Source organism: Streptomyces sp. NPDC005566 (genome assembly GCF_040605575.1).
GTDB lineage: Bacteria > Actinomycetota > Actinomycetes > Streptomycetales > Streptomycetaceae > Streptomyces.
Genome location: NZ_JBEXDB010000003.1, coordinates 348626 through 368595, shown reverse-complemented (window position 1 = coordinate 368595; position 19970 = coordinate 348626). Strand labels below are relative to the sequence as shown.

General features: G+C 70.1%; 17 protein-coding genes. 7 read left to right on the top strand and 10 right to left on the bottom strand.

Going from position 1 to position 19970, the window contains the following annotated elements; all coding sequences use genetic code 11:
* The first annotated feature begins 43 nt into the window (after nt 1–43).
* The 3 genes from ABZS61_RS06975 (at nt 44) to ABZS61_RS06965 (ending at nt 3759) form a co-directional block, all read left to right on the top strand.
* Entirely contained in the window at nt 44–1603 is a 1560-nt protein-coding gene (locus ABZS61_RS06975; protein ID WP_356417164.1) for a molybdopterin molybdotransferase MoeA, read from the top strand.
* Nucleotides 1561–2700: a potassium channel family protein gene (locus tag ABZS61_RS06970; RefSeq protein WP_356417106.1), complete on the top strand. Its 1140-nt coding sequence runs from the start codon at nt 1561–1563 to the stop codon at nt 2698–2700. The genes ABZS61_RS06975 and ABZS61_RS06970 overlap by 43 nt, the downstream gene beginning before the upstream one ends.
* A gap of 72 nt (nt 2701–2772) precedes the next feature.
* Entirely contained in the window at nt 2773–3759 is a 987-nt protein-coding gene (locus ABZS61_RS06965) for an NAD(P)H-quinone oxidoreductase (RefSeq protein ID WP_356417104.1), read from the top strand.
* 259 nt (nt 3760–4018) lie between these two features.
* On the opposite strand, the gene ABZS61_RS06960 is transcribed toward ABZS61_RS06965, so the two are convergent.
* From ABZS61_RS06960 to ABZS61_RS06930, 7 genes are all read right to left on the bottom strand, one after another.
* The gene (locus tag ABZS61_RS06960) at nt 4019–4567 is read right to left on the bottom strand and encodes a bacterial proteasome activator family protein (protein ID WP_356417102.1); all 549 of its coding nucleotides are present in this window, start codon (nt 4565–4567) and stop codon (nt 4019–4021) included.
* Nucleotides 4568–4668: 101 nt separating this feature from the next.
* Nucleotides 4669–7524, bottom strand: coding sequence for an FtsX-like permease family protein (locus ABZS61_RS06955; protein ID WP_356417100.1), 2856 nt, complete (start codon nt 7522–7524; stop codon nt 4669–4671).
* Nucleotides 7521–8285: an ABC transporter ATP-binding protein gene (locus ABZS61_RS06950; protein WP_356417098.1), complete on the bottom strand. Its 765-nt coding sequence runs from the start codon at nt 8283–8285 to the stop codon at nt 7521–7523. The genes ABZS61_RS06955 and ABZS61_RS06950 overlap by 4 nt, the downstream gene beginning before the upstream one ends.
* Nucleotides 8286–8386: 101 nt before the next feature.
* Nucleotides 8387–9019 (bottom strand): PadR family transcriptional regulator, encoded by a 633-nt coding sequence (locus tag ABZS61_RS06945; RefSeq protein ID WP_356417096.1) that lies wholly within the window; start codon nt 9017–9019, stop codon nt 8387–8389.
* 49 nt (nt 9020–9068) lie between these two features.
* Nucleotides 9069–9362, bottom strand: coding sequence for a hypothetical protein (locus ABZS61_RS06940; RefSeq protein WP_356417094.1), 294 nt, complete (start codon nt 9360–9362; stop codon nt 9069–9071).
* 331 nt (nt 9363–9693) lie between these two features.
* Nucleotides 9694–10059, bottom strand: a complete 366-nt coding sequence (locus tag ABZS61_RS06935) for a hypothetical protein (RefSeq protein WP_356417092.1) — start codon at nt 10057–10059, stop codon at nt 9694–9696.
* A 185-nt stretch (nt 10060–10244) separates the two neighbouring features.
* Nucleotides 10245–11885: a protein kinase gene (locus ABZS61_RS06930; protein ID WP_356417090.1), complete on the bottom strand. Its 1641-nt coding sequence runs from the start codon at nt 11883–11885 to the stop codon at nt 10245–10247.
* A 292-nt stretch (nt 11886–12177) separates the two neighbouring features.
* Between ABZS61_RS06930 and ABZS61_RS06925 the strand changes: the two genes are divergently transcribed.
* Nucleotides 12178–13764, top strand: a complete 1587-nt coding sequence (locus ABZS61_RS06925; RefSeq protein WP_356417088.1) for a protein kinase — start codon at nt 12178–12180, stop codon at nt 13762–13764.
* A 14-nt stretch (nt 13765–13778) separates the two neighbouring features.
* Here ABZS61_RS06925 and ABZS61_RS06920 read toward each other — a convergent pair whose 3' ends face one another.
* The 3 genes from ABZS61_RS06920 to ABZS61_RS06910 all read right to left on the bottom strand — a co-directional run bounded on the left by ABZS61_RS06920 (nt 13779) and on the right by ABZS61_RS06910 (nt 16035).
* Nucleotides 13779–14777, bottom strand: a complete 999-nt coding sequence (locus ABZS61_RS06920) for a phosphotransferase (protein WP_356417163.1) — start codon at nt 14775–14777, stop codon at nt 13779–13781.
* Nucleotides 14778–14835: 58 nt separating this feature from the next.
* A complete protein-coding gene (locus tag ABZS61_RS06915) occupies nt 14836–15291 on the bottom strand; it encodes a pyridoxamine 5'-phosphate oxidase family protein (protein WP_356417086.1) in 456 nt (151 codons plus the stop codon).
* A gap of 84 nt (nt 15292–15375) precedes the next feature.
* Complete coding sequence (locus tag ABZS61_RS06910; RefSeq protein WP_356417084.1) at nt 15376–16035, bottom strand: response regulator transcription factor; 660 nt, start codon at nt 16033–16035, stop codon at nt 15376–15378.
* A 346-nt stretch (nt 16036–16381) separates the two neighbouring features.
* Between ABZS61_RS06910 and pdhA the strand changes: the two genes are divergently transcribed.
* The 3 genes from pdhA to ABZS61_RS06895 are packed head-to-tail and all read left to right on the top strand — an operon-like array spanning nt 16382 to nt 19934.
* Nucleotides 16382–17530 (top strand): pyruvate dehydrogenase (acetyl-transferring) E1 component subunit alpha, encoded by a 1149-nt coding sequence (pdhA, locus tag ABZS61_RS06905; protein ID WP_356417082.1) that lies wholly within the window; start codon nt 16382–16384, stop codon nt 17528–17530.
* Nucleotides 17531–17532: 2 nt separating this feature from the next.
* Nucleotides 17533–18513: an alpha-ketoacid dehydrogenase subunit beta gene (locus ABZS61_RS06900; protein ID WP_356417080.1), complete on the top strand. Its 981-nt coding sequence runs from the start codon at nt 17533–17535 to the stop codon at nt 18511–18513.
* A gap of 11 nt (nt 18514–18524) precedes the next feature.
* On the top strand, nt 18525–19934 hold the full coding sequence (locus ABZS61_RS06895) for a dihydrolipoamide acetyltransferase family protein (protein ID WP_356417078.1): 1410 nt from the start codon (nt 18525–18527) through the stop codon (nt 19932–19934).
* The last annotated feature ends 36 nt before the right edge of the window (nt 19935–19970 follow it).

Sequence of the window (19970 nt, the reverse complement as noted above, 5' to 3'; positions counted from 1 at the left end):
CGGGTCCCGAACCCCGGCCCCGAACGAGGGCCGGACTTCGTCGATGTCGGTCGAGGACGTGTCGGTCGAGGAGGCGCGGGCCGCTGAGGAGGAGCGTGCCGTCGAGCAGGCCCTGGCTCTCGTCGGGCGCCGGCCACAGGCTTCGCACCCGGCACAGGGTCCGGCGCACTCGGTGGGCCTGTCCTCCTCGCCGGAGCCGTCCTCGCCGCCGGACTCGGGCAAGGCGGAGTCCCCCGGAGACCAGCCCCCCCGACACCAGCTCCCCAGCGACACATCCCCGGACTCCCCGAGCTCCCCGAGCTCCCCGAGTCGCTCCGGGGCCTCGTCCGCCAACCGCGTCTCCCCCTCCGCGCAAGCCCGCCGCACCCGCGCCCACAGCACCCCATGGGCCGAAGCCCGCGCTCTGGCCGAGCGCCTCGGCCGTGCCGCACCTCTTGCCGCGCACCGACTTCCGCTGGACCGGGCGCTCGGCCACGTCCTGGCCGAGGCGGTTGTGGCACTCACCGATCTGCCGTCCTTCGACACGTCCGCAATGGACGGCTGGGCCGTTGCCGGACCGGGCCCGTGGACCGTACGTGCGGGTGAAGGGCTGCTCGCCGGACGCAGCGCGTCGGCGCCGCTTCCCGACGGTGAAGCGGTACGGATTGCCACCGGGGCCCGTATTCCGGTGGACGCCACCGCGGTCATCCGCAGCGAACACGCCCGCAGCGACGAGGCCAAGGGGCTGCTCCACGCGACCCGCGAGGTCGTCCCAGGGCAGGACATCAGGCCCCGCGGTCAGGAGTGCCGCTCCGGCGACCAGCTCCTGCCCGTCGGCACCCTGGTCACCCCTCCCGTACTGGGGCTGGCGGCCGCTGCGGGTTACGACGCCCTCGTTGCCGTACCCCGGCCCCGCGTGGACGTGTTCGTTCTCGGCGACGAGCTCCTCAACGCCGGCTTGCCGCACGACGGGCTGATCCGGGACGCGCTCGGCCCCATGCTCGCGCCCTGGCTCCGGTCCCTGGGCGCCGATGTGACTGCCCCTCAACGCTTGGGCGACGACGCGAAGACGCTCCGGCACGCCCTTGCCACCTCGGACGCCGATCTGATCCTCACCACGGGTGGCACCGCCGCCGGGCCCGTCGACCACGTCCACCCGGTCCTGGCCGAGAGGGGGGCCGAACTGCTGGTCGACGGGGTGGCCGTGCGCCCGGGGCACCCCATGCTCCTTGCCCGGCAGGCCGACGGCGGCGCCTACGTGGTCGGGCTGCCCGGCAATCCGCTTGCCGCCGTTTCCGGGCTGCTCACGCTGGCTGAGCCTCTGCTCCGGGGGCTCGCCGGACGAGCCGCTCAGGATCCGTACCGGGCGATTGTGCGGGACGACGTGCACGGGCATCCGCACGACACCCGGCTCGTCCCGGTGGTCCATCGTGCGGACAGAGCGGGCAGCACGGACCACGTCGTTCCCCTGCATTACAACGGACCTGCGATGTTGCGCGGGATCGCCGCTGCTGACGGACTGGCCGTTGTGCCGCCCGGCGGGGTACGGTCCGGCACCGAGGTGGAGATCCTCGATCTACCGTGGGCCTCGGCAACGCCGTGGACGGAAGGGTGTTTCACGTGAAACTTCCGGGCCAGGACGCGATGGCCAGGCGCGCGGACGAGCACGTCGTCCCCACTCGGGTGCTCCTGCCCCGACGGGTCGTCGACAGACCGCTGCGCCAGGTCGCCAAACGGCTGGCGATGGCTCTGACGGTGTTGGCCACCACGGTCTTCATCGTCTGGATCGACCGAGACGGGTACCACGACAACGCCGACGGGAAGGTCGACCTTCTCGACGCCGTCTACTACGCGACGGTGACGCTGTCGACGACCGGATACGGCGACATCGTCCCCTACAGCGAGACGGCCCGCCTGGTCAATGTGCTGTTGGTGACGCCGTTGCGCGTGCTCTTCCTGATCATCCTGGTCGGCACCACCCTCGAGGTCCTGACGGAACGGACCCGGGAGGACTTCCGGCTGAACCGTTGGAGAACCAACTTGCGTGAACACACAGTTGTCGTCGGTTTCGGCACCAAGGGCCGTTCGGCGATCCAGACGCTCTGCGCCACGGGTCTCAAGAAGGACCAGATCGTCATCGTCGATCCGGCCGGCAAGGTGATCGAAGCGGCCAATGCCGAAGGCTTCGTCGGCGTGCTGGGCGATGCGACACGCAGCGATGTACTGCTGCGGGCAGAGGTCCAGAAAGCGCGTCAGATCATCATCGCCACGCAGCGCGACGACACAGCTGTACTCGTGGCACTGACCGCGCGTCAGCTCAACCGGGGCGCGAAAATCGTCGCCGCCGTGCGCGAGGAGGAGAACGCGCCTCTGCTGCGCCAGTCCGGCGCCGATGCCGTGATCACCAGCGCGAGCGCGGCGGGCCGTCTGCTGGGGCTCTCCGTACTCAGCCCGAGCGCGGGCACCGTGATGGAGGACCTCATTCAGCAGGGCAGTGGTCTCGATCTCGTCGAACGGCCGGTGATAAAGGCCGAGGTGGGCAAGAGCGTCCGGGAGACCGAGGACCTCGTGGTGAGTGTGCTGCGCGGCCACAGGCTGCTCGGTTACGACGATCCGGCGGCCAGCCCCCTGCAGTTGACGGACCGGGTGATCACGATCGTGCGCGCCAGCCCGCTGCACATCCCGCCCATGAACCATCCGCCGCAGGCCAAGCGTCCCTAGGACCTCCGCCGCCGGGACCGCGCCGTGTTCGTGTGCCGCGTTCGCCGGGCCGAGCGGAGTAGCCTCGCGGCCATGTATGCGATCACGATCCCCGAACCCGGTGGCCCCGAGGCGCTCGTATGGGCCGAGGTCCCCGATCCCGTACCAGGCGAGGGCGAGGTCCTCGTCGAGGTCGTGGCCAGCGCCGTCAACCGGGCCGACGTCCTGCAACGGCAGGGTTTCTACAACCCCCCGGCCGGCGCCTCCCCCTACCCCGGTCTGGAGTGCGCGGGCCGTGTCGCCGCCCTCGGTCCGGGAGTGACCGGCTGGTCGGTGGGCGACGAAGTGTGCGGGCTGCTGGCGGGCGGAGGCTACGCGGAGAAGGTTGCCGTGCCGACCGGGCAGCTGTTGCCCGTGCCCGAGGGCGTGGACCTGGTGACGGCTGCCGCGCTGCCCGAGGTGACCGCGACGGTCTGGTCGAACGTCTTCATGGTCGCCCATCTGCGCCCCGGCGAGACGCTGCTGGTCCACGGCGGGTCCAGTGGGATCGGCACGATGGCGATCCAGCTCGCGAAGGCCGTCGGTGCGCGCGTCGCGGTGACCGCGGGCGGGCCGGAGAAGCTGGCACGCTGTCAGGAGCTCGGCGCCGACATCCTCATCGACTACCGCGAGCAGGATTTCGTCGAGGAGCTGCGCAAGGCGACGGACGGCACGGGTGCCGACGTCATTCTCGACATCGTCGGGGCCAAGTACCTGGACCGGAACGTGCGGGCCCTGGCCGTCAACGGCAGGCTGGCGATCATCGGGCTCCAGGGGGGCGTCAAGGGCGAGCTGAACCTCGGCGCTCTGCTGAGCAAGCGTGCTGCCGTCACGGCCACCTCTCTGCGCGGTCGTCCGCTCACGGAGAAGGCCGCGATCGTCGCAGCCGTACGGGAACATGTCTGGCCGCTGATCGGTGAGGGCATCGTCCGGCCGGTCGTGGACCGCACGGTGCCGATGGCGGACGCTGCGGAGGCCCACCGGGTGCTGGAGTCGAGCGCGCACATCGGCAAGGTTCTCCTGCTCGCACCGGGCGCCTGAGCCGAGCTACGGCCACGGCGTGGCCCCGGGCACCGGGCCCAGGCATCGAGCCCCGGGCATCAAGCACCGGGCACCGGGCCCAGGCATCGAGCCCCGGGCATCAAGCACCGGGCAACAGACCACGGAACGCCGAGCACGGCACCGAGGCGCCGCTTACGCGCAGCACCACCGACGCGCAGGGGCCCGGCACACACAGCGTGTGCCGGGCCCCTGCGCGTACCGCGTTCGGCGACCTGAGGTCGGATGACGAAGGCCAGGCCTACAGATACGGGCCGGATCGGGCCGGACCGTGCGGGTCCGTACCGCCTTCCTCGTCCTCGTGGCTCACGCCTGGAGGAAGTGCGCGTCGCATCTGCTCCAGCTGCGCACGGGCCGCCATCTGCTGGGCGAACAGGGCCGTCTGGATGCCATGGAAGAGGCCCTCCAGCCAGCCGACCAACTGGGCCTGCGCAATTCTCAGTTCGGCTTCGGACGGGACCGACTCCTCGGTGAACGGCAGCGAGAGCCGTTCCAGCTCCTCCACCAGTTCCGGCGCCAGCCCGTCCTCGAGCTCCTTCACCGAGCTCTGGTGGATCTCCTTGAGCCTGACCCGGCTCGCCTCGTCGAGAGGAGCCGCCCTGACCTCCTCGAGAAGCTGCTTGATCATGCTGCCGATGCGCATGACCTTCGCGGGCTGTTCGACCATCTCCGTCACCGGGACCTCGCGCGACTCGTCGTCACTGCCACCGCCGCCGATAGCCATTCCGTCCTGTCCCACCACAAGGACTTGCGGGTGCTCCTGCGACCGGTCATTCCTCGGCATCTCCATGCCGCCATTGTCTCGTATACCTGCTGCACATCACGGTGGTGCCCCCGGAAAGGGATGATCCACCCTTTCCGGGGGCACCGGAACAGCCGGTCAGCGGTCCTTCACCCTGCGCGGCGGGCCAGTTTCAGCCGCGACCCGGCGAACGCGGCGGCGAGCAGCCCGGCCAGGACGGGCACGACCAAGGCCAGCAGCCCGATGGTCTCCCACGGCAGCACGATCGGCGTGTACGCGGAGTCCATGGGCTCCTCACGCATGTATTCCATCGCTTTGCGCAGGTCGATGAGACGCAGCGACACCGCGGGCACGATGCCTGCCACCGTGCCGAGCAGCACCCCCGTGAGCGCGACCACCAGGCACTGGAAGCCGGAGAGCGAACGCCGCACGCCCGGGGGCGCGCCCACCGCGCTGAGGGTGGTGAGGTCGGCCTCCGCGTCGGCTTTGGCGAGGCCGGTCGTGATGGCGGCTGCCCCCAGGGTCACCACGCCCGCGAACAGGGCGAGGATCAGCAGGATCACATCCTCCTCCTGGGAGTCCCGGCCCTGTTCCACCTGGAGGTAGGCGGAGTCCCCGGTCTGCGCGAACGCCGCCTGCACCGACTGCTGCTCGGCATCCGTCGGGGTGTGCGTGACGGTGTAGATGCTGCCGTAGTCCTGGGTGTGCAGTCCGAGACGCTCCGCGGTCTTCTGCGGCAGGATCATGCGGATTCCGGGGGTGGCGGCGTATTTTTCGGGCGCGACGTACACCTTGATCCGGTTCGTGGTGGTCCTGGCCCCGCCCGGGTGCAGTTTCCGGTTCTCGGTGTCGCGCTTGTTGTACGTGTGGACGGCCTTCAGGGTGATCCGGCCGTGCTCCGCGTACGCCGGGTTGAGCAGCACGGGTGTGCCGTCCGCCAGCGCTTTCGCCGCCGCGGGGTCGTCGAGTTTCACGTACGAGGGCAGCAGGGAGGCGTCGCCCACGATGATCTTGGCGATACCCGAATCGAACGAGTACGCCTGTCTGTACTCGTCGACGCAGGCGGGGGAGCTCATCAGCTTCTTGTGCGCGTCGGCGGAGAGCCCTTCGGCGAGTTTCCTGGCGCCCGCTCCTTGGAGCGCGCAGCTGTGGCCCTCGCCGGTCGGCTTGACCATGTCGAGCGTGCCGCAGCCGTTCTCCTCCTCGTAGTAGACGGAGCAGTCGGAGCCCGCCCAGACGCGTCCGAAGTCGGCACGGCCGCCGCTGACGGCCAGATTCCGTTCGACGGCGGCACGGGCCAGCGGGAGCTGATCGCCCTCCGTCGGCGTGGATCCCACGAGCGCCGCCGTACCGGGCGTGAGCATCGGTATGTGGTCGTAGTCGTGTTCCGCCATCACGCTGGCCGTGTACGTGGCGATGGCCACGGTGCCCGCGACCGCGGCCATCACGGCGGCGACGGCGGGCGCTGTGCGACCCCGGTTGCGGGCCGCGTCGCGCAGAGCCATCCGCGGGGAGAGCGGGAGCCTGGAGCCGAGCCGGCCGAGGAAGCCGACGATCACGGGGATGCAGGCGAGCACGCCGAGTTCGGCGACGACCGAGCCGCCGGCGACCAGTTCCGTGTTGCCCGTGGTGCCGCCGAACACGGCGACAGCGATGCCGCCGGCCAGTGCCACGCAGCCCACCGCCGGCAGGACGCGTGAGCTCCGGCGTGTTCCGCGGCGGCCGGTGAGGGATTCCAGCACTGACTGGCGGCCGGCCACGATCGCCGGGGCCAGCGCCGCCAGGATCCCGGTGACGAGGCCGATCACGGCGATCGCCAGCAGCTCCCAGGGGCGGATCTCGAGCTCCCCGAAGCGGCTCTCGGTCCAGCCCTCGATCAACGGGCGGAACAGGACGGTCAGCCCGAGACCGGCGGCAACACCGGCCACAGCCCCGAATCCGCCGAGCACCACGCCACCTGCCAGCACCACTGCCCTTACTTGGCTCCGGTCACCGCCACAGGTGCCGACGAGGCCGAGCTGCCTGCGCGAGCGGCGCGCACCGACCGCGAACGCGGGGCCGGCCAGCAGGACGACCTCCAGGACCGCCATGGCGACGACGGTCACGACGGCCGCGCTCAGCTCCGCCGAGCCGTCGGGGAAGCCCGTGCCGCCGCGCGTGGCCATCGGCACCTCGGAGTCAGGCGGCGGGTCGAGGGCGACCTGGCGGGACAGCACCAGGACGCCCTTCTGATTGGCCGCGAGCACGTCCGGCCAGGTGACACCGGCGTCGGCCGGGCCCTGGACCAGCCACTTCACATCTCCGGGGTGGGGCGGAACGATCTTGTCGTCACGGGCGGCCGCCGCCGTCCACGGTGCGAGGACCGCACCCGGATCGGCGTACAGCGCGCTCTTGCCGAGCTCGCTGTGCAGCTCGACGCTGCCGGTGATCGTGTACGTCTGCCCGGGACCGGACAGTGTGGTGCGGGAGCCGATGCCCAGCCCCGACGACTCCAGGAAGTGCTCGGTCGCGACGACCTCGTTCCTGCCGCTCGGGTAGGCCCCGTCGACGAGGTCGAGCTTGCCGCGGACCGCGGGGTCGGAGGTGCGCAGTTCGACGATCTCGATGTTGGCGATGCCGTGTTCGGTGGTGACCGTGGCGGGCACGGCCTGCTCGGTGATGTACCGCGAGCCTGCGGGGAAGGCGCTCGGTACGTCGACCGGCTTCGGGGCGCTGTCCGGCTGCGGCGCGCCGGGCGGGCTGCCGTAGGTCCTGAGGTCGGGCAGCTGCTCGACAGGGACGGGCCCCATGCCGGCCGAACTGAACACGGCGTCGGCCGACCCCATCGTGGCCGTCAGCTCCTCCGCGGCTGTCGGCGTGGAGCTGCGGTAGGTGACATCGGCGGCGGTCACGCCGAGGACCGGCAGGGCGATCATGGCGACGACGAGCGCGCTGCGGCCCTTGGACCGCAGGGCGTCGCGCCGGGCGATCCGGAGGGCGGCGCGCCACCCCGTGAAGACGCTCACTTGGCACCCTCTGCGGCGAGCAGCGAGTCGGCGCCCGAGGACAGGGTCTGGTCGACGATCGATCCGTCCCTGAGGAAGACGACACGGTCGGCCCAGGCCGCGTACCGCGGCTCGTGCGTCACCATCACGCCGGCCGCTCCCTCGTCGCAGCGGTTGCGCAGCAGGGCGAGGACGGCCTCGCCGGTCTCGGAGTCGAGCGCCCCGGTCGGTTCGTCGGCGAGTACGAGGCGGCGGTTGCCCACGAGTGCGCGGGCGATGGCGACGCGCTGCTGCTGGCCGCCGGACATCTCGTCCGGGAAGCGGTCGGCGATCTCGGTGAGGTGCATCTCCTCCAGCGAGGCGAGGGCCTCCTTGCGCGCCTTGCGGACGGATACGCCGTCGAGCTCACGGGGCAGGGCGATGTTCTCCGCGGCCGTGAGTGCGGGGATCAGGTTGTAGTCCTGGAAGACGTAGCCGACGCTGCGCCGGCGCAGTGCGGCGATGCCCTTGCGGCCGAGCGTGGAGAGGTCCTGGCCCTCGATGACGACCTGGCCGCTGCTCGCGGTGTCGAGACCGCCGGCCAGGGTCAGCAGGGTGGACTTGCCGGAGCCGGAGGGACCCATCACGGCGACGAGCTCTCCCGCGTGCACGGCGAGGTTGATGCCGCGGAGGGCGTGCACCTCCGCGATGCCGGAGCCGTGGGTACGGGTCAGCGCTCTCAGTTCGAGGACGGGGGCGTCCACGGGCAGGCCGGTGGACGGGAACGGTGCGGACGAGGACATGGTGGGTGGTTCCCCCTAGGAACGACGTGCACATGGTCGGTGCGGGGCCGGCGGTCTGTCACGTTGGCCAGGCGCAGGCGCGAGCGGTCAGCTGTTCCTGGTCAGCGGCGGATGCCGCGCAGCCGGGACGATGCTGTGCGGGCGCTTCCGCGACCGGCGGCCGCGGCGGACCCCGGCCCGGCAGCGGGTTCGGTGGCGGCGGCTTCGGCGAGGCGGACGAGGCGGGACTCGCAGTGGTCCAGCCACCGGGCCTCGGCCTCGGCCTGGAAGATCAGCTGCTCCACCACGAGGAGCCAGGCGACCTCGTCGCGGTCGGCGGGGACGTCCGCGAGTGCCTGTGCCTTCAGCCGGGTGTAGTCCTGCATGGCCTTCACGGTGTGGCTGCGCTGGGACTGGATGACGGCCCGGATGTCGACGCCGGGCGCCCCGACCGCCATCGCGAGTTTGATGGCCAGCTCGTCCCGGGGCGGGTTGCTGCGGTCGACCGGGGTCTCGAACCAGTTCCGCAGTTCGGTGCGGCCGTCGTCGGTGATCGAGTACAACGCGTGGCCCGCGTCGTCCTCACCGTCCTGGGCGACCATGCCGTCGCGTTCCAGCCGGTTGAGGGTCGTGTAGACCTGGCCGACGTTCAGCGGCCAGGTGGAGCCGGTGCGGGACTCGAATTCGGTACGGAGCTGGGAGCCGTACCGAGGCCCTCGCTCCAGGAGGGCCAGCAGCCCGTGACGGATCGACATACTGAGTATGTATACCGAGTATGTTGTCGAGGGCAAGTCCCTCCGGCGATCAGTTCAGGCGGCGCAGCCGCAGTCCCAGGAACCCCAGACCCAGTCCGACCAGGGCGATCCCCGCCCCCAGAGACACCTGTTGCATCTGTCGTACGGCGGGCTCGTCCAGTGCCTGCCGTGAGGTCCGGCCGGGCTCGGGGAACGCGTCGGGCGGGGGTGTGGCCACAGGTACCTCGTCGGGATCCGCCTCCGGCGGGACCTCGTCCGCGGCGGCCGAGGCGTCCGCGAGTTCCATGGGGGTGAGCGATCGACCTGGCCGCGCCCGGCCCTCCCCGGCCTCCCTTCCGGCCATGGACGACTCCTCGGCGGAGGGGGGAGGGCTCGCTGGGGCTCGCAACGCGCGCGCGTTCGCTTCGATCCACGCTGTCGCGGGATCCGTAGCTGCCATGACGCGCGCGCGGGCCGTGGAGGTGTCGTGGGCGAGATCTGCCCCCGCGCAGGTATGAGGCGCCAGCGCTGCTCCGACCGCCAGCACCAGGCAGACCACGCATCGTGATGCCCGTGGATGGAGTCCTGGAGCCATGAGGACAGCGTCACACGGGGCTGCTTGTTCAGCATTCCGGGACGTGAAGCGAGTCCGGCGCGCCCGGCGCCGAACTCGCCACCTGATGCAGCCGGCCGGATCAGTAGTAAGGGTTATTCCGCCATGGGCTGTTGTCGCAGTTCAAGAGCGTGGTTCCCTCGGCGCGGCACGTCTGCAGCAGGATTGCCTTGACTCCGCGGGCGTCCGAGAGGCTCGTGTACCACTCCTCCTGATTGCCGTGTCCGCCGTAGTTGGCACGCCATGCCCAGTAGGCATTGGTCCCGTCATTCCGCTTCGTGACCAGGCGGATGCGTACGTGGTGTCCGTCGGAGGCGGTGTCGACGCTGCGCAGATGGATGCTGCTGAGGTAGGTCCGGCTGTTGAAGTCGACCGAGCCGTGACCGAAGGCCCCGGTCGTCTCCGTGTTCAGGTCATACGAAGCGGCAGAGGCCGGGGCCGTGCCCATAGCTGCGAAGATGGCAGCTGCGGCTGCAGTGACGAGCACAGGTAAGCTGCGCGATTTCATATCAGTCCCCCAAATAGACCAAGCGTTCGGTTTACGCTCTGGGGGACCTTACCGCTCACGTGGGCGTGAGCCGACTGAGTTTCGGAAGCCGGCTCGGGAGTCACTTCCCGTCACGGCCCCCCGTCTCAGGCAGGATCGCCGGTGGAGACCTTCAGCTCGAAGTGCGCGCCCCGTTCGGACACAGCGGTGCCGGAGGACGGGAACTGGCCCACGACCTGGCCCTCGGCATAGGTGTTGCCCGGCTCCTTGATCTCCTTGATGGTCCAGCCTGCGGCCAGAGCACAATCCCTCGCCGAGAGGATGTCCTTGTAGACGAACCTCGGCGCCTGGACCTTCGCCGGGTCGTCCGTGTCCTCCATGGCGTCGGTGCAGTCCTCGGTGTCCATCGTCCGGTTCCGCTCCGGCGGCTTGTGTTCGCCCGCCACCGTCGACTCGCTGCTGTCCGGGTCGCCGCCCTTGCCGTTGTCCGGGTCGTCCTTCATGTTCAGGAAGGTGACCAGGCCGCCGATCGCGAGCAGGGCGACCACGATCGAGCCCACGACGACCGGCATGTTGCGCTTGGAGCCGCCACCGCCGTTGACGGCGGTGGCGGACTGCGGGGACAGCACGTACGGGGGCGGCGTCTGGTGTGCCAGGGGTGCGTGGGTGCCGTAAGGCTGGGGTGCCTGCGGGTAGCCGTAGCCGGGAGTGGGCGCGGGGGTCACCGGGCCGTACGGGCCGGGCTGGTGGTGCTGGTGGGTCTGCGGCTGGTACGGGGTCTGCACGCCGTGCGGTGCGGGTGTGGTCTGGTCGACGGGCGGGAAGACGGCCGAGCCGACGCCCGAGCCGCTGTTCGCCGGAGCGGCGCCACCGATGATCACCGGAGCGCCGCCGTGGCCGCCGGCGCTCAGCACGCGGACCACTTCGTCCTGCATCGCGGCGGCACTGGGGAAGCGCTCGTTCGGGTTCTTCTTCAGCGCGCGCGCGACGAGCGCGTCCATCGCGGGAGTGATCGACCGGTTGATGCTGGACGGTGCGACCGGCTCCTCCTGCACATGCGCGTAGGCGATGGCGAGCGGGGAGTCCGCTTCGAACGGGATCCGGCCGGTGAGCAGCTGGAAGAGCATGATGCCGACCGAGTAGAGGTCGGACCGCGCGTCCACGCCGCGGCCGAGGGCCTGCTCGGGCGAGAGGTACTGGGGTGTACCGACGACCATGCCGGTCTGGGTCATCGAGGTGACGCCCGACTGCATGGCGCGGGCGATGCCGAAGTCCATGACCTTGACGACGCCGCGCTTGGTCATCATCACGTTGCCGGGCTTGATGTCGCGGTGGACCAGGCCCATCTCGTGGCTGGTCTCCAGCGCGGCGAGCACGTCGGCCGTCACCTTGAGCGCCTTGTCGGCGGGCATGGCGCCGTGGTTCTGGATGTCCGCCGCCAGGACGGAGCCGAGCGGCTGCCCCTCGACGTACTCCATGACGATGTACGGCATCAGCGCGCCGCCGAGCTCGTCCTCGCCCGTGTCGAACACCGAGACGATGTTGGTGTGCTGCAGCTTGGCGACGGCCTGCGCCTCGCGCCGGAACCGCTCGCGGAAGGACTGCTCGCGCCCCAGCTCCGTGTGCAGCGTCTTGATCGCGACCTGCCGGTCGAGGGCGGCGTCGTACGCGAGGTAGACGGACGCCATCCCGCCTTCGCCGAGAAGGTCGCGCAGCTGGTAGCGGCCGCCGGCCACGGAACCGCCCGCGTAGCGACCCTGTGCGCCGTGTGCGCCGTCCTGGCTCATGACTTGCATCCCCCTCGGCGCCCACGGACGCGTGATCCCTATTACGGGCCAAGTCTGCCCGAGGGGTCCGACACGTCAAGCCAGGTGCCCGTTCCGTGACCCTACGCACAAGAAGCGTCTCGGAAGCGTTACAGGAACCGCATGGAATTTGCGTGAGCGGCGCGCCAGCCGATTGGATGACCCGTCCCTCTCGGAACCGGTGTGTCCGGCAGAGGCTGTAGCGTGACGTGGCAATGCAGCAAGGCACCGTGAGAACGCGCAGAAGCGCGGACAGATACGACGGCGAGGACTGATGGCACCCGAACCCGAAGCAAACGGCGGCGGATTCTCGGATGGCACCGACTCCGGGATCGTCGGCGGCGTGGTCGGGGACGGCCGTTACCGCATGACCCACCGGCTGGGTCGCGGCGGTATGGCCGAGGTCTTCGCCGCGGAGGACGTGCGTCTGGGACGCACGGTCGCGGTGAAACTGCTCCGTTCCGATCTCGCCGAGGACCCGGTGTCCAAGGCCCGCTTCACGCGCGAGGCGCAGTCGGTCGCGGGCCTCAACCACCATGCGATCGTCGCCGTGTACGACTCCGGCGAGGACGTCGTGGCCGGCGCGACCGTTCCGTACATCGTCATGGAGCTGGTCGAGGGCCGCACGATCCGTGATCTGCTGCTCAACGCCGAGGCCCCGCCGCCCGAGCAGGCGCTGATCATCGTCTCGGGTGTGCTGGAGGCGCTCGCGTACTCCCACCAGCACGGCATCGTGCACCGTGACATCAAGCCCGCGAACGTGATCATCACGCATTCCGGCGCGGTCAAGGTGATGGACTTCGGCATCGCCCGTGCGCTGCACGGCGCCCAGTCGACGATGACCCAGACGGGCATGGTCATGGGTACGCCTCAGTACCTCTCCCCCGAACAGGCGCTCGGCAAGGCGGTCGACCACCGTTCCGACCTGTACGCCACCGGCTGCCTGCTCTACGAACTTCTCGCCCTGCGCCCGCCGTTCACCGGTGAGACCCCTCTCTCCGTGGTGTACCAGCACGTCCAGGACATTCCGGTGCCGCCCTCCGAGGTCTCGGACGGCGTGCCGCCGGAGCTGGACGGCCTCGTCATGCGCTCGCTCGCGAAGGACCCGGACGACCGGTTCCAGAGCGCCGAGGAGATGCGCGGACTGGTCCAGTACAGCCTGCAGATGCTCCAGGTCCAGGGCGGCCACACGGGCACCTGGAACACCGGCCCGGTCGTGATGCACGAAGGCGGCCACACCGCGCCGATGAACATCGGCGGCGGTACGGCGGCGATGGGTCACCCGATGCACGGGGACACCTCGCAGGGCCCGATCCTGCCGCCCATGAACCCCGACGACGGGGCGTACGCCGGCGGGCACCACAACGGTGGTGGGCGCGGCAAGATGTGGCTCTTCGTCCTGCTGGCCCTGATCGCGATCGGCGCGGGTGTCGCGTTCGCCGTCAACGCGGCGAACGACGCGAACGACAAGAAGACACCGACCGACCCGTCGGTCTCCGTCTCCCCGTCCGAGTCGGAGACCTCCCCGGAGCCGACGGACGAGGAGACGGAGGAGACGGAGGAACCGGACGACTCCACGGGCGGCCAGACCTGGCCCACCAAGGACCCGACATGGACCCCGTCCTCCGAGCCGACCGAGCCGACTCAGGAGCCGTCGGAGACCCCGACGTCGCCGGACCCGGGGACGAGCGACGGCACCACGACGACGGACGGCGGAACGGGCGACGACGACGGCGGCACCGACGACGGCGGAACCGGAACAGACACCGGAGCGACTACGACGGGGACCACGGACGGAAGCACCGCTGGTACCCCGGGTGGTGCTGCCGCGGGCGATCCCGCTGGAGGCGCCACCGGGTAGACGCCGCGGGTCCCTCAGCCGGTGAAGGCCCCGCACACCGCCTCGTACTCCCGCGTCCACCACACCGCCAGGGCCGACACCGCAGGAAACTGCGGGTCGGCCCTGCGGTCGTGCAGGCGGTAGCGCCAGCGAAGTATCCAGAAGTCGTTCAGCCGCTCCCACCACACGCGGTGCACCGCCGCCGCCAGTTCGGCCGCTCCGGCCCCGGCCGACCGCCGGTAGGCGCGCGCGTAGGCCCGGACCTTCTCCAGGTCCAGTTCCCCGTCCGGCCGGACGAAGAAGATTGCCGCTGCCCGCACGGCCTCCTCGGCACGGGGCTGCACGCCCAGCCGGTCCCAGTCCACGATCGCGACGGGGTCCGCACCCCGGTAGAGCAGATTCAGGGGGTGGAAGTCGCCGTGCACCCAGCCCCTGGCCGGCCCCGCCGGGGTGGGCGGGCGTCGGTGCGCGTGCTGCTCCAGCAGGGTGCGGCGTTCGAGGAGGCGGTGCACGGCGAGCTCGTCGAAGGCGTCCCGGGGGCCCATGCCGCGCGCGGCCGCCAGCAGGTCGTCGATCAGCGCGAAGGTGTCGGCGGGATCGGGGCTCTGCCCTCGTAGCGGAGGAGGCGGATCCGCCTCCATGACCTGCTCCAGATGCGTGTGTACGGCCCCGAGGAGCGCCCCGAGCCGTTGCGACTGGGCGGTCGTCAGCTGGGCGCCGTCCCGGTGGAGACCGTCCACCCAGGGGTGCAGGGCATAGTGCTGACCGTCGATCACCGTGACGGTGTCACCCTCTGTGTCCGCGAGGGGAGGGGCGACCGGTACGCCCAGGGAGTGGAGCTGCTGGGTCGCCCGGTGCTGCCGGACGATCGTGGCGTGGTCGCCGCTGGCGTCGTCGAGGTGGTGCTTGTCCAGGTGGTGCTTGAGGAAGTACGCACCGCGAGTCGTGGAGATCCGGTAGCCGTGGTTGAGCAGGCCTTTGGTGAGCGGCTCGCAGGCGAGGGGCTCGCCGGCGTCCGGATAGCGGCGCAGCACCTCGCCGACCGGCGGAACAGGCGGGAGGGTCACAGATGAGCGCAGCACTCGCCACATGTTAGGTGACGCTGAGTGGCTGATTTCTCTGACTTGCGCGGAAGCTCAGAGTGTGCATCTGAACAACGTGCGGATCGAGCCGGACGAACACCGGGTCAAAGGTCTCGCCGTTCACCTCGGCGGGGCCTTCCCCGAAGTGTTCCCGCTGGTCAGCGGTCGGGTGCACGATCTCGGCGGGGCCGGTGAACTGGACCGACCACAGGTCCTCCGTGCCGTCGGACGCCCCGTCCGTCCGGGAGTTGAAGTTGTCCGCGCCGTAAGCGATGACGCTCCCGTCGCAGGACTCGTGATGGCCGAGCCCCCTGTGCATCCGCAGGACGACATGTCCCTCGATCACCAGGTGACGGGCCACGGCCAGGAAGGGCAGGGCGCGCATGCTGGTGGCCAGCCGGCCGTAGCGGACGCTGCCGAGCAGTTCGATGGCGTGCAGTTCGTCGGAGGGGCGGGGAGAGGGCATGCGCTCCACTCTCCGGCACCTGTAGGGGCCGTGTAAGAGTCGGCCGCCCCGGTCGTGCCGGGACCAAAGTCCCGGCCGCGCAGCTCAGCGCTTCTCGGCCTGGAGCCGGGCCACGTACGCCGCGGCCTGCGAGCGCCGCTCCATGCCCAGCTTGGCCAGGAGGCTGGAGACGTAGTTCTTGATGGTCTTCTCGGCCAGGTGCAGCCGCTCGCCGATGACCCGGTTCGTCAGCCCTTCGCCGATCAGGTCGAGAATCCTGCGCTCCTGGTCCGTCAGGCCGGAGAGCCGGTCGTCGCCCTTGCCGTTCTTTCCTTCGCGCAGCCGCTCCAGGACCCGCGCGGTGGCCGCCGGGTCCAGCAGGGACTTCCCGGCCGCGACGTCCCGTACGGCATTCAGCAGTTCGTTGCCGCGGATCGCCTTCAGCACGTATCCGGAGGCGCCGGCCATGATCGCGTCGAAGAGGGCCTCGTCATCGGCGTACGAGGTGAGCATCAGGCATTTGATCGACTCGTCCTTCGAGCGGACCTCGCGGCAGACCTCGACTCCGCTGCCGTCCGGCAGCCGTACGTCCAGGACGGCGACATCCGGCCGTGTCGCCGGGATGCGTACGAGCGCGTCAGCGGCCGTGGAGGCCTCGCCGACGACCTCGATGTCCTCCTCGACGGAGAGCAGCTCGTGGACTCCGCGCCGTACCACCTCGTGGTCGTCCAGCAGAAATACAGTGATTTTTCCATCTTCGGGCACAATCGCAGTCTCACACATTCCTTTCCTGTATGCCCTTCCCTGGCGGTGGCGGCCGGGATAACGTGCCGTTGTTCCGGCGGCCTGCAAGGCTGTTGCCAGTGCTGTGACCAGCAAGACTTCGCGATTTTTTCGATTTACTTGGAAATCCAAGCAAAATCGCAGGTCACAAGGTGTTTCGCAGTTATGCGGTGCACTGGGTAACGTGCCTATGACAGGGCGCTCGCCGGGGCACCTGTCACGCCTGTTCCCGGCCGAGCGCACCCACCCCGTGCACGGGTCCGGACACAGGCGAGCCGCACTGGCTTCCCGGCCATCCCGGGGGCCGGACCGACGGAGGAGCACGCACGTGACCGTGGAGAGCACTGCCGCGCGCAAACCGCGACGCGCCAGCAAGCGGACCAGCGCCGCGAAGACACCACAGAGTTCCGAGCCCCAGCTGGTACAGCTGCTGACGCCCGAGGGCGAGCGCGTCGAGCACCCGGACTTCGAGATCGACCTGAGCGCCGAGGAGCTGCGCGGTCTGTACCGCGACATGGTTCTGACCCGCCGTTTCGACGCCGAGGCGACCGCGCTGCAGCGCCAGGGCGAGCTGGGCCTGTGGGCCTCGCTGCTGGGCCAGGAAGCCGCGCAGATCGGCTCCGGCCGGGCTCTGCGCGACGACGACTACGTCTTCCCGACCTACCGGGAGCACGGTGTCGCCTGGTGCCGGGGGGTCGACCCGACCAATCTGCTCGGGATGTTCCGCGGTGTGAACCACGGTGGCTGGGACCCGACGACCAACAACTTCCACCTCTACACGATCGTCATCGGCTCGCAGACCCTGCACGCCACCGGCTACGCCATGGGCGTCGCCAAGGACGGTGCGGACTCGGCCGTGATCGCGTACTTCGGTGACGGCGCCTCCAGCCAGGGCGATGTGGCGGAGGCATTCACCTTCTCCGCCGTCTACAACGCCCCCGTGGTGTTCTTCTGCCAGAACAACCAGTGGGCGATCTCCGAGCCCACCGAGAAGCAGACCCGAGTGCCGCTCTACCAGCGCGCACAGGGCTTCGGCTTCCCTGGTGTCCGGGTCGACGGCAACGACGTGCTGGCCTGTCTGGCCGTCACCAGGTCGGCGCTGGAGCGTGCCCGCCGGGGCGAGGGCCCCACCCTCGTCGAGGCGTTCACCTACCGGATGGGCGCCCACACCACCTCCGACGACCCGACCAAGTACCGGGCGGACGAGGAGCGGGTGGCATGGGAGGCCAAGGACCCGATCCTGCGCTTGCGCACGTACCTGGAGAACCAGGGCCTCGCCGACGCGGAGTACTTCGCCGCGCTGGAGGAGGAGAGCGAGACCCTCGGCAAGCGGGTACGCGAAGCGGTACGGGCCATGCCCGACCCGGACCGGCTGGCGATCTTCGACCACGCCTACGCCGACGGCAGCCCGCTCGTCGACGAGGAGCGCGCACAGTTCGCCGCCTACCAGGCATCGTTCGCCGAGGAGGGCAACTAGCCATGGCCGTTGAGAAGATGTCCATCGCGAAGGCGCTCAACGAGTCGCTGCGCAAGGCGCTGGAGACCGACCCCAAGGTCCTCATCATGGGTGAGGACGTCGGCAAGCTGGGCGGGGTCTTCCGCATCACTGACGGGCTCCAGAAGGACTTCGGCGAGGACCGTGTCATCGACACCCCGCTCGCCGAGTCCGGCATCGTCGGTACGGCGATCGGCCTGGCCCTGCGCGGATACCGCCCGGTCGTCGAGATCCAGTTCGACGGCTTCGTCTTCCCCGCGTACGACCAGATCGTCACGCAGCTCGCCAAGATGCACGCCCGCGCGCTCGGCAAGATCAAGATGCCGGTCGTCGTCCGTATCCCGTACGGCGGCGGCATCGGTGCCGTCGAGCACCACAGTGAGTCGCCCGAGGCCCTGTTCGCGCACGTCGCGGGCCTGAAGGTCGTCTCGCCGTCCAACGCGAGCGATGCCTACTGGATGATGCAGCAGGCCGTGCTGAGCGACGACCCGATCATTTTCTTCGAGCCGAAGCGGCGTTACTGGGACAAGGGAGAGCTCGACACCGAGTCCATCCCCGGCCCGCTGCACAAGGCCGCCGTGGCACGTGAGGGCTCCGACCTCACGCTCGCCGCGTACGGCCCGATGGTGAAGGTCTGCCTGGAAGCGGCCGCCGCCGCGCAGGAGGAGGGCAAGTCGCTCGAGGTCCTGGACCTGCGGTCGATGTCCCCGATCGACTTCGACGCCGTTCAGACGTCGGTCGAGAAGACCGGCCGGCTCGTGGTGGTCCACGAGGCGCCGGTGTTCTACGGCTCCGGTGCCGAGATCGCCGCCCGGATCACCGAGCGCTGCTTCTACCACCTCGAAGCACCGGTACTGAGGGTCGGCGGCTACCACGTCCCCTACCCGCCGGCCCGGCTCGAGGACGAGTACCTGCCGGGTCTCGACCGGGTGCTCGACGCCGTCGACCGCTCGCTGGCGTACTGAGGAGAGGGATCGTGACGACGATGACCGAAACGTCTGCTCGTTTCCGCGAGTTCAAGATGCCGGATGTGGGCGAAGGACTGACCGAGGCGGAAATCCTCAAGTGGTTCGTCCAGCCCGGCGACACCGTCACCGACGGACAGGTGGTGTGCGAGGTCGAGACGGCGAAGGCCGCCGTGGAGCTGCCGATTCCGTTCGATGGGGTGGTGCACGAGTTGCGCTTCCCCGAGGGCACGACCGTCGATGTCGGCGAGGTGATCATCTCGGTGGACGTGGCGCCCGGCAGCGGTGACGCCCCCGCCGTTCCGGAAGCCGCTTCGGCGGTCGCACAGGAGCCCGTGGCGAAGGCGGAGCCGGAGGCACCCAAGGGCCGTCAGCCGGTGCTCGTCGGCTACGGCGTGGCCGAGGCCTCCACCAAGCGCCGTGCCCGCAAGGGCGTCGAGGTCCCGGGTCCGGCAGCGGCCGCGATCCAGGCCGAGATCAACGGCCACGGTGCCGTGGTCCCGGAGACCAGGCCGCTCGCCAAGCCGCCGGTGCGCAAGCTCGCCAAGGACCTGGGCATCGACCTCGCGACGGTCACCCCGACCGGTGAGGGCGGCGTCATCACACGCGAGGACGTCCACGCCGCGGTCGCGCCCGCGGCTGCCGAGGTCCCCGCCGCACCGGCGCCGGTGGTCGCTCCGGCTGCTCCCGCCGCTCCCGCGGTGGAGGCCGTACCGGGCGCCCGGGAAACCCGTATCCCGGTCAAGGGCGTACGGAAGGCCATCGCGCAGGCCATGGTCGGCAGCGCCTTCACGGCTCCGCACGTCACCGAGTTCGTGACGGTCGACGTGACCCGCACGATGAAGCTGGTGGCGGAGCTCAAGGAGGACAAGGACCTCGCCGGAGTCCGGGTCAACCCGCTCCTGATCATCGCCAAGGCGCTCCTGGTCGCGATCAAGCGCAACCCGGACGTCAACGCGGCCTGGGACGAGGCCAACCAGGAGATCGTGCGGAAGCACTACGTCAACCTGGGTATCGCCGCGGCCACCCCGCGCGGACTGATCGTGCCGAACATCAAGGACGCGCACGACAAGACCCTTCCCCAGCTGGCCGCGGCACTGGGCGAGCTGGTCTCCACGGCGCGCGAGGGCAGGACGTCCCCGGCGGCCATGGCGGGCGGCACGGTGACCATCACGAACGTCGGCGTCTTCGGCGTCGACACGGGTACGCCGATCCTCAACCCGGGCGAGTCCGCGATCCTCGCGGTCGGCTCGATCAAGCCGCAGCCGTGGGTCCACAAGGGCAAGGTGAAGCCCCGCCAGGTGACCACGCTGGCACTGTCGTTCGACCACCGGCTGGTCGACGGCGAGCTCGGCTCGAAGGTGCTCGCGGACGTCGCGGCGATCCTGGAACAGCCGAAGCGACTGATCACCTGGGCCTAGTGAGCCTGTTCCACATACGGAGAGAGGGGCCTCCCG